The organism is Flavobacterium frigoritolerans, assembly GCF_025847275.1.
Lineage (GTDB): Bacteria > Bacteroidota > Bacteroidia > Flavobacteriales > Flavobacteriaceae > Flavobacterium > Flavobacterium frigoritolerans.
Genome location: NZ_JAOZEV010000013.1, coordinates 105,761 through 119,287, shown reverse-complemented (window position 1 = coordinate 119,287; position 13,527 = coordinate 105,761). Strand labels below are relative to the sequence as shown.

General features: G+C 33.2%; 11 protein-coding genes and 1 pseudogene. All 12 read right to left on the bottom strand.

Annotated elements, in window-relative coordinates; genetic code table 11:
- Positions 1-169: 169 nt before the first annotated feature.
- Positions 170-343, bottom strand: a pseudogene (locus OIU80_RS15680) (hypothetical protein); the annotation flags it as partial.
- A gap of 151 nt (positions 344-494) precedes the next feature.
- A complete protein-coding gene (locus OIU80_RS15675; protein ID WP_264287928.1) occupies positions 495-851 on the bottom strand; it encodes a hypothetical protein in 357 nt (118 codons plus the stop codon).
- A gap of 4 nt (positions 852-855) precedes the next feature.
- Complete coding sequence (locus OIU80_RS15670; RefSeq protein WP_264287927.1) at positions 856-1,677, bottom strand: RHS repeat domain-containing protein; 822 nt, start codon at positions 1,675-1,677, stop codon at positions 856-858.
- 412 nt (positions 1,678-2,089) lie between these two features.
- Entirely contained in the window at positions 2,090-2,770 is a 681-nt protein-coding gene (locus OIU80_RS15665) for a hypothetical protein (protein WP_264287926.1), read from the bottom strand.
- 1 nt (position 2,771) lies between these two features.
- A complete protein-coding gene (locus OIU80_RS15660; protein ID WP_264287925.1) occupies positions 2,772-6,914 on the bottom strand; it encodes an RHS repeat-associated core domain-containing protein in 4,143 nt (1,380 codons plus the stop codon).
- A 579-nt stretch (positions 6,915-7,493) separates the two neighbouring features.
- On the bottom strand, positions 7,494-7,913 hold the full coding sequence (locus OIU80_RS15655) for a helix-turn-helix domain-containing protein (protein WP_264287924.1): 420 nt from the start codon (positions 7,911-7,913) through the stop codon (positions 7,494-7,496).
- A 291-nt stretch (positions 7,914-8,204) separates the two neighbouring features.
- Positions 8,205-8,711: a GNAT family N-acetyltransferase gene (locus OIU80_RS15650; RefSeq protein ID WP_264287923.1), complete on the bottom strand. Its 507-nt coding sequence runs from the start codon at positions 8,709-8,711 to the stop codon at positions 8,205-8,207.
- Between the two features lie 376 nt (positions 8,712-9,087).
- Positions 9,088-10,053: a nitrilase family protein gene (locus OIU80_RS15645; protein ID WP_264287922.1), complete on the bottom strand. Its 966-nt coding sequence runs from the start codon at positions 10,051-10,053 to the stop codon at positions 9,088-9,090.
- Positions 10,054-10,187: 134 nt separating this feature from the next.
- Positions 10,188-11,015 (bottom strand): helix-turn-helix domain-containing protein, encoded by an 828-nt coding sequence (locus OIU80_RS15640; protein WP_264287921.1) that lies wholly within the window; start codon positions 11,013-11,015, stop codon positions 10,188-10,190.
- Positions 11,016-11,351: 336 nt separating this feature from the next.
- The gene (locus OIU80_RS15635; protein WP_264287920.1) at positions 11,352-12,143 is read right to left on the bottom strand and encodes an arylamine N-acetyltransferase family protein; all 792 of its coding nucleotides are present in this window, start codon (positions 12,141-12,143) and stop codon (positions 11,352-11,354) included.
- A 285-nt stretch (positions 12,144-12,428) separates the two neighbouring features.
- Positions 12,429-12,959 carry a GNAT family N-acetyltransferase gene (locus tag OIU80_RS15630; RefSeq protein WP_264287919.1) on the bottom strand — a complete coding sequence of 177 codons (531 nt, stop codon included), beginning with the start codon at positions 12,957-12,959 and terminating at the stop codon, positions 12,429-12,431.
- A gap of 43 nt (positions 12,960-13,002) precedes the next feature.
- Positions 13,003-13,512: a hypothetical protein gene (locus OIU80_RS15625; protein ID WP_264287918.1), complete on the bottom strand. Its 510-nt coding sequence runs from the start codon at positions 13,510-13,512 to the stop codon at positions 13,003-13,005.
- Positions 13,513-13,527 lie beyond the last annotated feature (15 nt).

Below are 13,527 nucleotides of genomic sequence, written 5' to 3'. Positions count from 1 at the left end.
GTTCTATTTGAACATCAAACATTACATCATCAACTAATCCTTTTTGCTCTGAATAATTTATTAAACTACTGTGCACGTAAACTCTGGCATTATAAATTAATCCTTTTTTTGCAGGATTATGAAATTTATATTTTTACTTATTTTTAAAGTATTAAGCGTTTATAATAAATCATAGATGTTTAGTTTTAATCAGGATGCCACACGAAAAGATTCGTGCGGTAGCGGGGGACAGAGATAGCCCTAATAAATTAGTAAAATAGTTATTATTAGAACTATAAGCATATAAATTCGGATTATTTCCAGCGAGTCTAATCGAGTCTTGCGATAAGTACAGTCCAGTCTCAGGATTGTAATATCTAAACCTGTTATAGTAAAGCCCCGTTTCTACATCTTCATACTGCCCAAGCTACCTAAAAGGAATAAACGATTGATATTTCCTTTAACCCTCTATAAATAAAATCCTATTTTTTTTGTAGGGTTTAGAATTATTATCTTTAATCTCTTTTTTTATACTCATTAATAATATTTTTAATCTTGTTGATAAATTGATAATCATTAAGGCACTTATTGCAAATTACTCCTACCAAGCTATCTAAGTCTTTTAATTGTTTTTCATCTTCTTCATTATGAATTTTATATACTGATTTAAGATTATACTTTTTTTTTGTTTCATTAGTAATGATGTAATTCAGATTATATAAATATTCTTCTCCATCATACAAGTAAACTTTAACAACACTTAAATTTGAAGAGAAAAGTTCTTGGTTTTTATTAATTTTCTCACATATGGAATTTTCAATATTAATTGCGATTCCAGATAAACCATGTTTTACACATTGAATCATTCCCATAATTTTATTTACATTTTATTAAATTAAATCCATTTCTTCGTAAGAATTTTGCATATCCTAATCTAGTTTTAGATACAGGAGCTTCACCTCCGTTTTCTAATACGTCAGTTACATGAGATAAGCAACTGTTATTGATAGCATCATATTTTCCTAAATCAGAGATTTTAACAGACTCTTTCTGGTATTTCATAGCGGCATCTGCATCTGCTAGATTAATTGTACTTGTTTGAACAAGTTCATAAGGATTTGATCCCAATCCATTTGTGTTATTAGTGATTTTGGTTGTACTGTGGTTTTCACTAGTTATTACTTGATGGGTGGTTAGACTTGACCCTCTTTGAGTTTGTATCTCTATTGTATAATGACCCTCAGGATGCCCATTTTTAAATTGATTAATTATAGCTTTTCCAGGATCTAACCCAAAAATATCTACCCAGCTATTACTATCATGCACATACGCATAAAAGTTTGGATTACTTCCCTCAATTCCTATCGGGTCTTGATTCAAATACATTCCTGTATCAGAATTATAGTATCTAAAACGGTTATAATAAAGATTGGTTTCTACATCTTTATACTGCCCCGCTTGGCGATAAGGCATAAAACCTCTATCCCCTTTTAAATCTTTTAGCCCTCCGTAAATATCATAATCTGTTTCCCAGACTAATTCTCCTGCTTCACTGTAAACTTGTACAGGACGACCAATGTAATCATTGACTATAGAAAACTTCTCTTCGCCAATAATCTTTGCGCTCGGAACAAAATTTCCTTCCTCATAAACCCAAGTAATTAAATTCTCAATTGGTTCGGGTTTGTCGTAAACCAAATTATCTTCGTCAACAACAATTAATTTTGGTCTTTCGTTTAATGGATATTTCCATTCATGAATATGAATATTTCCATATTTACACGAGATAAATACAGTTTATACTATACTTTTTTAAAATCACTTACTATCTTTAAAAGAACTTCTTCCAGCGTAATTTCAAAAATAAGCTATTTTTCTTTCAAAAAATAAAAAAAGTAGCCACGCCGAACGTAAGGTAGCAACGAATGGAACTAAGAGAACGACTGGAATGAGACCGCTTTATTGCTTCCAATTGGTATTTTATATTTCGTAAACATAAAAAAACCTCGCCATTAAGACGAGGTTAGATTCTTTTATTCTTTGTCGATTCTCTTTGACGGCACGGAAAGAATTTCCGCACTATCGTTGCGCATATCAGAACAATCGGGTTTCACAACTTTTCATAAGAATTCGGGTATTCATCTTCGATTATTTCTTTCCAAAATTCTACTTGCGAATTTATAAATCTTATAATACTAAGCGGAATGTCTTTGTTTTTTAATAAGTTTTCCCCACTATTAATAGAGTCAACATATTCACCTAATGAACAATCATATTGGTACAAATAACTCCTTACGAAAAAATCCCATATTTGTTTTTTTAAAAATAAATTAAATCCATCTAATTTTAATGGACTATCTTCAGAAGAATTTGGGTAAAAATCAAAAGAATATATATCTATCACCAATAAAAACTCTATTTTGTTATTTACATTGAAAAATGTTACAATATTATTAGTTATGACTTTAATTTTGAATTTAGATAAATCAAAGTAATTTTTAGTGTCTCTGTAATCAAATAGTATCTTGTCATCAAAATAATATTGTCTCTTTGACTCCGAAAAATCATTAATTTTTAATTTTTCAAAATTATTAGAATCAAAATTGATAGGAGGGATATTAACTTTTAAAAAATCTGACCCAACCTCTTCCTTGCCTGCTGTTGTTAATACTAACCCACATATATTTCCTTTTTCATCAACACTAAAAGTGTCATCTCCTTCATATTTGCCTGAATAAAAAGGAGTGTCCCATATTAGCTCAACTATTCCATTGATAATGTTTTTTTTCATACTATTCAATTTGGAAAACTCTATCTACGTAATTGCCAGAAGTTAAACTTTCGATTGGTTTTGGCATACCATCTATATCAGATTTACCAAAAGCAGTAATACCTTTACCTTTATTATCCACTACAATAACATCTCCATCTTTAAAAAACTTTAATGTATTCTGATTTTTATCGAAAAATACAGCTTGAGGATTTGAAACTACTTCGTCTATCCTAGATTGAGGCATAGAATGTTTTGATAAATGACCTCCATCTTCAAGAGGTGCTGAATAATTTTTTCTAAATTTATCTAATTGTTTCTGCCCTCTTTTTATATGCTTACTACAATCTAACCCAAACGGATCAATCCAACTATTAGAATCTTTTACATACGCATAAAAGTTTGGATTATTCCCAGCGAGTCCAATTGGATCCTGATTCAAATACATTCCAGTATCAGGATTGTAATAGCGAAATCTATTATAATAAAGCCCCGTTTCTACATCTTCATACTGCCCCGCTTGGCGATAAGGCATAAAACCTTTATCTCCTTTTAAATCTTTTAGCCCTCCATAAATATCATAATCTGTTTCCCAGACTAATTCTCCTGCTTCACTGTAAACTTGTACAGGACGACCAATGTAATCATTGACTATAGAAAATTTCTCTTCGCCAATAATCTTTGCGCTCGGTACGAAATTACCTTCCTCATAAACCCAAGTAATTAAATTCTCAATTGGTTCGGGTTTATCGTAAACCAAATTATCTTCGTCAACAACAATTAACTTCGGTCTTTCGTTTAATGGATATTTCCATTCATGCAACAGCACGTTTCCATCCCAAAAATAACGATTTATTTCTTGGTTTGCAATTTTAGCGGTTCTTCTTCCAAGTGAATCATATTCAAAGCGTATTACTTTTCCATCGGGGTTTTGTACACTTTCGAGCATTCCGTTAGCAAGCCAGCTGTAGCCAGTATCGCCTTGTTGCCACTGCTCGTGCTCGTGTTGCAATCTTGTTTCTTCTGTTTTGTTGCCCGCTAATCTGTCCATCCAGTTGGTGGGTTCAGGAAATTTCAGCTTTTCAAGAATATTTCTAGGGCTTTTGTGTATTAAATTCCCTTCGTCATCATATTTATAATAATATTTCTCGTCTTTAAGCAGTTTGCCACCTTTGCCATATTTTCGGTCGCTACGGTCATGTGTTTTATAGAGATTCCCTACAGCATCAGGGGTTTTATATAATTCTCCTTTTCCATCATAATCCGCTTTAGCTAGGTTACCAAAATCATCATAATCAAAAAAGGTCATTCCTCCTGTAAGTTGGTTTACCACACTACGAAGTTGCTGATTGGTATCCCAGTTGTAGTAACGCGAACCTGTGCGTTTGCCATTAGCAAATACTTCTTGCTCTTTTTGTTTGCCGCTGCTGTTGTAACTCGTTTTTATCTGTAGTCCACCTGTGGCATAGCGTTCTATTTCTCGCCCTAATTCGTCTCGTTTTAAGGTCGTTTCCCAAGCCTGATGTTGTTCTTTAAGTTCCGTGCTTTGCGCTTCTATACGTTCTAGTTGTCCTTTTTGGTTGTAATGTGTGTTAATATCAGCTCCTAAACTGGTACTGATATTGGTACGTTGACCTAAGGCATTGTATGTGGCTGTTAATGTTATTGCGTTTTCAACAACGTCTAACTGTTGTTTCTGTGTTTCCTGTATGATTCTTCCATTTGCATCGCGCTCAAAATAGATGCTTACATTTTGGTTGGTAGCTTCTACCAACAGTCCGTTTTTGTTATAAGTATATATTTCCCAAGTTCCATCGTGGTAGTTGGCTCTAGTGATGCGCCCAAGTGCATCTTGCTCGTATTCTGTATATTTCCCGTTTGGTCTTTCTATTCGGGTTACTTCACCAACTAGGTTGCGGTTGTATTTTTTTACTATTCCATCAAATGCAGTTTCTTTTATAACATGCCCTGCTTTATTTCGGGTAAAGGTGTAGTTTTCGTAGTCTTCGTTTTGGATGCTTTTTAACTGTTCCATTTTATCGTAAGTAAAACGTACTTTTACGCCGTTTTGCTCTCTTGTAGCTAAACTCCCCATTGGGGTATAGCTAAACTTGATATTGTTTTTTCTGTCTTTTAGAGCAATTACTTCATCGTAATTATTATAGGTAAACTCAATTACGTTACTGTCTTTCTCTACAATTTGCTGTACTCTGTCTAGCGCATCATACGTAAAATAGTCCGCCATTTGCATTGGGGTGTAAATCGCTCGTACACGCCCTCGGTAGTTGTATTCCCAAGTTTTTAACTTTTGGTCGTTTTCTCGCCACTCTATAAGGTTGTGTTGCTCATCGTAAACCAATTGCAACTTATTATTGTTTTTGGCAACGCTTGCCAGTAGTCCGTCATCATTATAAGTAAAATGGGTACTGGTTTTATCGGGTGCGATTATGGTTTTAAGTTGATGTGCTTTTTCTTTGTTGTAGATATAGATTGTTTTTTGCCCCTCAGGGTCTATGGCTATCGTTGGACGATTTTCGTCGTCAAACAACATCATTTCTTTTGTACCATCGGCATAAGTTGTACTTATTTTATTGCCCATATCGTCGTAATTGAATCCCGTAATGCGGTCTTCTTGGTCGATTTCTCGGTACAATTCCATAAACTCCGTATAGGTATAATATACGCTATTGCCTAATGGGTCTTTTACTTTTGTAACAAGTTGGCTTGGTTCGTAATAATATGTTGTTACTGCTCCGTTGGCATCGGTTACAAGGTTATAACTCTCTTCATCTTCTTTATGGTATTCTATCCAACCTTCTTGCCACCCATCATCGCCCCAAGTGTGAGTACACTTATTTTCGGTGTTGTACTCCCAGTAAAAAGTTTGTCCGTTACGGTCGGTCTTTTTTACCATCAAGTGGTTTTCGAACTCAATAACTGTTGGTTTTTGTAAAGCATCACGAATCACCACCATATTGTAGTGTTCGTCATACTCATAGGTCACTAAAAGTTCGCTTTGCTCGGGTGTAACCAGTTCTAATTTTTGGATAAATCCATCTTTAGTGCTTACTTGTATTTCTCTGCCTGAAGCATCAATGATTTTGTTTAAGCGATTTCCTGTAAACTCAAAAATGATACAAAGCCCGTCGTGATTGGTAATTTGGGTAAGTTGGTATTTTTTACCATCAAATAAGGTAAAATCATAAAAAAGTTTACTGGCATGGTCGTAAGCTTGATAGCCGTCTTGAGTTCTTTTTAAGGTTATTTTTTCTTCACGCAGGTAAAACTCTTCGTCGGGCATTAGAGCAGGAAAACCAACTAGTCTTCCGTCGTCCATACGCAGTCCTAAGGCTTCTTCTTCGGGATATAATTCTACTGCTCGGTCATATATACTGTGTACACCATGCCCGAGCCAGCCTATGTACTCAGAGTCAGAGTACCAAGTGCGTTCCCAGTTCAGGGATATTGGACTGGCTATATCAAAATCACTGCCTTCGTATATTACTGCTCCATTAACAAGGTTTATAGGTTCAAATCCAAATCTGCAAAGCACCTTTTTAAGTCCTTTTGGACTTTTTCCACTAAGATTAAACTTTTTGACAAGACCTCTAGCTTTTTTCAATAGCGTACTAAATCCGATACTGGATGCTAAACCTGTTATCATCCCGCCCCAATCTGGCGGATATGGACCACCTATCATAACTGGTTTTCCTGTAGGAATTGGCAGTGAAAACGAAGTTGGCGCAAATAGTGTTGGCGCAAAGGGTAACATTTTTTTACCTACTTTGGTTTTACCTACAGCCATTGATAGCGGGATTCCGATATCATTACAAGTCATCAACATATGTCCTTTGGGGCTCATTCGAGTACCATCGGAATAAACGGTTTCTGATGCAAAAAAGTTCATGCTTTCATGCCCGATAATTAGTGCCATTACCCAAGGTGAAAAAAGTGGAATGTGTTGTAAGGGAATTATAATCCCACTGGTGTCTGAGTTTCCACGTTTCTTGCCATTTACATGTACATTGGTTCCTAAAAAAGGAACATAATCAAATGGGTCAATAACAATCCCAATATAAGGATGAAAGGGATTAAATGGAGGTAAGGTGGTAAAGTGGATGTCGATACCAACGACAACAGTAAAATGGTTATCGGTTAATAACATAGTTAATAGGTTTGGTTAATTGAGATTCTTCTCATATTTCTTTTTTAGTGTTCGTAAAAATGATTGTTATTTTGTTTTAACAATCTCATTTAAAACTAGTTATATACCTATTAAAGAAAAACAAGAAGAAAGTCATTGTACCAAATATATTACAAAATGTTTGACTAAGCATGTGTTTTTGTAAGTTTTTTGTTAAAATAAAAAACAACAAATTTTAATGTGACTAAAAAAAGATGTGAAAAACGTGACCAATTTGCATCCTGATTTTATATCAAAAAAGGAATCCAAATCTAAAATAAAGCACCACTATTGCTGTGATTAGACCCGAGTAGACAAGAACATAAAAAGCATTCTTAGGATGACTCTAAGAATGCTTTTTTGCTAGTATATATTACTTAAAAATTTACTTTGACTGAAAATCGATTTTGAGGTTGTATTTTAAATAATAAATAAGAATTTATCCCAAATCAATTGTTCAAAAGCATGAAATCATTTCTCATTTGTAATCTTAAAACAAAAAAGAGATTTCAAATTTGAAATCTCTTTTTTTGTAATATATTATATTTTATTAAAGGACATTTATTTGCCTTTTAATAGTTTCTCCAAATATTCGTTTTTGTCTTTTTCAGTCTGCAATAAACGTTCATAGAGTTTTTTGTTTTCTTCTACAGCTTCCATCAATTTATCTAATGGATTGAATGTGCAATGATTTGATTGTATAGCCCCATTACTGTGGCTAAAGTCGTTATCGTAAATAGTATTGAAATAATTAATCACGTTTTCTTCTGTAAAATTTTTAATTGCTTCAACAGAAACTCCAAGTGCTTTTGCAACTTCAATAAGTTTTTCTTCATCAACATTTTCGCTTGCTTCAATATTAGAAACAGATTGTTGAGTTAAGCCAATTGCAAAAGCCAACGCTTCTTGTTTCATGCCTTTAAGTTCTCTAATTCGGCTAATATTTCTGCCAATATGTTTTAGTTTTATTGCTGTGCTCATATATCAAAGGTATTTAAAATTCTTAAAGGAAAATATATTTTAGTAAAAAACCTCAATTTTGTAAGATACGGTTTTCATAATCTGAATTGATATAATTTAACCTGTTGGGTACAATGCGCAAAATTTCATTTAACACATAGAAAGATAGATTTTATTTGTAAAAAAAAGAAAGCAAAAAGAAATACATTTCTTTCACAAAGCTAGCTATGTGTATTTAAAACAAGTGAAACGCCTTCTTTGAGAGTGAAAAACCTATGTTTCTATGTGTTAAAAATAATCACATTCAATGAATTATAATTTAATCTCAAACAAGCTAAAAGAACCTTCTTTGTAATGTTCTGGTAATTCGTTTGTCCATTCGATAACGCTAACGCCTTTGAAGTCAAAACCACAGCTCATATAGTATTTATTTATTCTCTCGTTTCCGCTATGAGTGTCTAGTCTTATGTACGATTTACCATTTTCTTTGGCATATATTTTCACCCATTCTATGATTTTTGTAACATAAGAACGACCTCTGAATTTTGGGTTCGTAGCAATACGATGAAGATATACTGCAGGATCTGCGCTGGCTTCTTTCCAAATAATCAAATCATTAAAAGTAAGTACAAATGTACAGGCAACTTCCCCTTCATCTTTGATTATAAAGTGACGGTCTTCGGCGATTTCTTTCTCTATTAATGCTTTTTCAAAACCTCTCCAGCTTTTATTATTGACTGTTTTTTGATACGACGTGGCTTCATTATAGATATCGAATACGGCATCAATATCTTCATTTGTAGTTTTAAAAAATTCCATTGTAGTGTTTTTATTCTGTAGATTAATCAATTCCTCAAAGATAAATTTTTCTTTCGGAAAACAGCTGAAATTTGGTCGTCAAGCCCCACTTTTTTATTTCAACAGAAGATTTATGTTGTTGTGGGGGGCAACTCTTTTATGGCTGTAAAAGATTAGTTTTAACTAGTTGGTTGCAATTTGTAAAAATGATATTTAACACATAAAGACATAGTTTCCATACATATCGGGATAGATTCACAGAATTGATAGTCAAAGGTGATTCAAGAAAAATATATTTTTTTCGCATAGCCTTATGTGATTTATTTTTAAGTGAAACGTCTTTTCTAGGCTTTGTTAAACTATGTGTCTATGTGTTGAAATAATTACACCAAATGGGTTAGTTTTGTTTTTTTTCATCCGTATTTAACCAAACTACATTTTGTTCCGATTTATGTTCTTGCCCAATAATATCACGGTATAATTCTGGTCTTCTAGCTTTTATGTAACGATTTCCTCCTGCCTGAATGCATTTTTCGGGGGTTAGTATTGCTGTTGCAAATGAGTCATCAAAAGAACGGCATTCGGCAATTACATCTCCAAAAGGATCGATAATCATAGAGCAGCCATTTTTTAACTGGTCATCGTCCATACCAATTGGGTTGGAGAAAACAGCATAAATAGCATTGTCATATGCTCTTGCTGGCAGCCATTTCATTAACCAATCGCGTCCTTTCATTCCGTCAAATTCCAATCGTAACGAAGTTGGGTCGGCTTCACGATTCTGCCAAAGCTGAGGTGCAACGAAACCTGCGCCAGGTCGGGTAGAAGGGGTACACATGGTTACGTGAGGCATAAAAATAATGTCAGCACCCAAAAGTGTAGTCGCACGTACGTTTTCGATAATGTTGTTGTCGTAGCAAATTAAGATTCCGCATTTCCAACCTTTGATTTCAAAAATGCAATAACGATCTCCGGGTGTTAGATAAGGATTTATAAACGGATGTAGTTTTCGGTATTTGGCAACCAAACCATTTTTATCTACGCAAACGTAGGCTTTGAATAAATTATCATTGTCATCTTTTTCAAAAAGTCCTGCCAATATAACTATGTTGTTCTTTTTGGCTATTTCGGTAAGTTTTAAGACGCTTTCTCCATTCGGAATAACTTCTGCCAAGTTTAGCATTTGTTCTTTTGATAAATGCCTTGCAAATGTATATCCGGTTATAGAGCATTCGTGAAACGCAATTACATCGCAACCTTCACCAGATGCTTTTTGAGAAAGTTTCTCGATTACAGATAAATTGTAGTTTTTATCGCCGCTTTTATTCTCGAATTGAGCTGTGGCTATTTTTAGATTTTTCATATGGTACGCTATTAATTTTAGACAAAAATAGCGTTGTCAATAATTTACAAATTGTATAAAACCGACATTTTAATCTGTGAAATCTGTGGAAAAAAAATTAACCGCAAAGGGCGCAAAGGTTTACGCAAAGTGGTCTATGGATTTTTAGCAGGAACAGTTTCTATAAAGTTATTGGTTAGTTTTCCTGCATTATACAAATATTCTTTGGGAGTCATTCCGGTATGTTTTTTAAATTCTCGTATAAGATGAGATTGATCTGAGAATCCTGCGTCATAAGAAATCGTGGTGAGATTGGTATCTTCTGATTTGTTCTTGAGTAGTTTTAAAAAGCCATGAATCTTTACAATATTGCCGAATTTCTTTGGATTCAATCCAACGCATTCTGTGAATTTTCTTTCGATATGCCTTTCGGTATAACCCGTATAATCAACTAATTGTTTGAGCGAAAACTGTCCTTTGGTTTTGATAATAAAATCCAATGAAGCAGCAGCTATCAATTGGTTTGATATAGGTTTTTTCGCTTCAAGCGTTTTAAAAAAATGATTTAAAAGATTCAATCTTTCCTGAATAGTCGATTGCTCGGATAATTTTTCCTGAAGTTCAATTCCTTCTAAACCAAATATATCATCGATAGTGATTATCGTATCACGCAGCTCACTACTGGTGATTCCTAGTAATTGATTGATTCCGTTAGGTTGGAAAACCACAATAACAATCGACATTTCGCTGCCCGAATAAATGTCTTTAAAACCATTTAGTTGTCCGTACAAAAATGAACTTGGCAAGTAATTTTGTGCTTCATAATTGCTAAAACCAGAAATGAGTTTACTTTTTAAAGAGAACACAACGCCAGTATTACCATCAGAAAACAAACGGAGTTTCTGAGTATCATTACCTTTATTTTCTAAAAAAAGATAATGTTTGATATATGGCGATAATTCCTTTGGAGGTAAAACTTGCATGGTTTTGTAATTATATTAACTCGTTGGGTGCAATTACTTCGTCTGTTCGATTAGCTCGGGTCGTAAAAATAGTATTTAACACATAGAGACATAGTTTTGATAGCCATCGGAGTGGAATTGATAATCAAAGATGATTCAAGAAAAATCTTTTTGAGGATCAATAATTACTAGTAATTCTTCGGATGTTAACTTCATAACATTGTTTTTTAATCTATTTCTTTTGGTCTTGAGTTGTTATGAACTGACATTTTACAAAATTAAGTATATTTTTTGGATTATGGTTTTTGCCTTTTTTCTACTTTAAAAACAGAAGATGTAGCCTTTACATAGTAATCACTACGCTTTTTTTAAGTTAAATTCAGTTGCTAAAATACCATCAAGTTGTTCAGGCTCGAAAGTATAACTTTGAGCTTTTCCGTTTTCAATAGATTTAAATGAGTTTTTAAAAAGTATCTTTTTTCCCAATGGATTTTGTAAAACCACAACAAGATTTTGCGTAAAAAAAGAATCTGGATGTGTTGAGTTATAATGATTGGCAGGTTTAAAATCAATCCATTCTTGATGTGATAAATCAAATGAATATAAATCTTTCCATTCGTTATGCAATAAAGTTTGCAATATGAAACTTCCGTTTTCTGACTTTACCAAAGCAAAAGTTTCAGTGCCTTGTTGCACAGCGGTAGTATCATTTAGTTTTAATGGTTCTCTTATCCCGTTGCCACCAAAGCCTAAATCGACCAAATATTCTTCTGATTCAACGGTTACAATAATTGCTATGTGCGTTTTAGGATTTTCAACTGGGGTTACCAATGGGCGAGCAGCAACAAAACGATACGGGATATCCATTTTTTGAAGCACTAGAGCAAATAAACCGTTAACTTCATAACAATATCCGCCGCGTTTACGGGTTATGAGTTTATCGACAATATCGTTTCCTGCTAATAAAATTGTTTTCCCAGCCTGAACATCTAAGTCTTCGAAAGGAATGGAAAACAGCTGACATTGCATTAATTTACCAATGCTTTTGATATTTGATTTAATATCGCCAACAAAATGAATTCTGTCCAAATAATCTTGTAAAACAAAATTGTCTGAATCTATCTGATTTGGATTTGTATGTTTTGTCATTTTATTTGAGTTTAAATTTACTATTGTAACCAAAAAACTGTACCATTTAAGTGATATAAGATCATTTAAGTTTTACTCTGATTAGTCCTGCTTATATTTACTTACATTTTTATATGGTTAAGATGATTTTTTTGAATTGTTGTATTTTGTGTTCTGTTTAAAGAATTATTGATAATGCACATTATATTCAGAGAGAATATCAATTGGAAATTCGATTATGATTTCAAACGGTTGCTCTTATGGAATGCTTATCTTCAGTTTATATAAATTCATTCTAGTACTATTTTACTCCATGAATGCTGCTGGATATTTTACTTTTCCGCTTACACCATCTAATCCATTTTCGGTTAACGAAATTACCATACAGTTTTCTGTAGGAACATCAAACGGCATTTCGATATTGTATTTGCTAGTAAGTTCGTACCCAAATCTAGGATAATAGTTTTCATGACCCAAAAGAATTATCGATTTGTAACCTAGTTTTTTTGCGATAGCATGACTTTCTAGAATCAGTTTTGCACCAATTCCCTTTCCCTGAAATTCTGGTTTTACCGAAACAGGAGCTAAAGCAAGTGAATCAAATACTTGGTCTTTGTTTTCGATTTGTAATTTGGTCAACAAAATATGCCCTACTATTTCATTGTCGACTTCGGCAACAAGGGATAATTCAGGAATAAATGCATTCGATTTTCTTAGTTTTTCAACTAGAAATTGTTCTTTATGATCGCTGTATTCTTCATTTTTAAATGCTTCTTCGATGATTTCGAAAACTTTTGGGTAATCATCTTTATTTTCTTGTCGTATAGTAATTTTCATGATCTGATTAATTTCAATAGGTTTTAAAACTTAAGTTAAAGTTCTATTTTCTTCCTTCATTAACAAGAAGCTTTAACGAATTGATATAATCAGTATCAAACTCTATTACTCTTATTTTGTTTGGATTAAAACTTAGCTCGCCTCCAAATTTCCCTCGTGTTTCCAGAAAATCGATAACCAATTCTTCTTCATCCAGTTTTATCAACTTACCGAGATAAACAGCTTTCTCCGATTTTTTTGCAATCTGGAAAATTTCATATTTGTTTGTTATAAAGGTAAGTATAGAAGATAAATCTCTTAACGGAATTATTTCGTCTGAGTTGGTTTTCAATCCTTTCAGTCTGATTACACTTTCTGTAAATGCATTATCGCTATCTCGTGTTATTGACTTTATGTTTTTGTTTTTTAAAATTACGTAACCATCAATTATAAAGTCAACGGGATTATTTTTGATTAAAATCCAATCGTCGGTATAATCAATAAGAAATCCAGTAAAGATTTCTTTTCTGTCTTCAAATTCGATTGATATTAATTGTCTTAGATAATTGTCCATTATGTTGCTTGTTAC

Bases quoted from the DNA above. Each gene is read 5' to 3' on its own strand.
- OIU80_RS15645 (WP_264287922.1), bottom strand. From the start codon at position 10,053: ATGAAAAATCTAAAAATAGCCACAGCTCAATTCGAGAATAAAAGCGGC.
- OIU80_RS15660 (WP_264287925.1), bottom strand. From the start codon at position 6,914: ATGTTATTAACCGATAACCATTTTACTGTTGTCGTTGGTATCGACATC.
- OIU80_RS15630 (WP_264287919.1), bottom strand. From the start codon at position 12,959: ATGAAAATTACTATACGACAAGAAAATAAAGATGATTACCCAAAAGTT.
- OIU80_RS15655 (WP_264287924.1), bottom strand. From the start codon at position 7,913: ATGAGCACAGCAATAAAACTAAAACATATTGGCAGAAATATTAGCCGA.
- OIU80_RS15650 (WP_264287923.1), bottom strand. From the start codon at position 8,711: ATGGAATTTTTTAAAACTACAAATGAAGATATTGATGCCGTATTCGAT.
- OIU80_RS15635 (WP_264287920.1), bottom strand. From the start codon at position 12,143: ATGACAAAACATACAAATCCAAATCAGATAGATTCAGACAATTTTGTT.
- OIU80_RS15640 (WP_264287921.1), bottom strand. From the start codon at position 11,015: ATGCAAGTTTTACCTCCAAAGGAATTATCGCCATATATCAAACATTAT.
- OIU80_RS15665 (WP_264287926.1), bottom strand. From the start codon at position 2,770: ATGAAAAAAAACATTATCAATGGAATAGTTGAGCTAATATGGGACACT.
- OIU80_RS15625 (WP_264287918.1), bottom strand. From the start codon at position 13,512: ATGGACAATTATCTAAGACAATTAATATCAATCGAATTTGAAGACAGA.
- OIU80_RS15675 (WP_264287928.1), bottom strand. From the start codon at position 851: ATGGGAATGATTCAATGTGTAAAACATGGTTTATCTGGAATCGCAATT.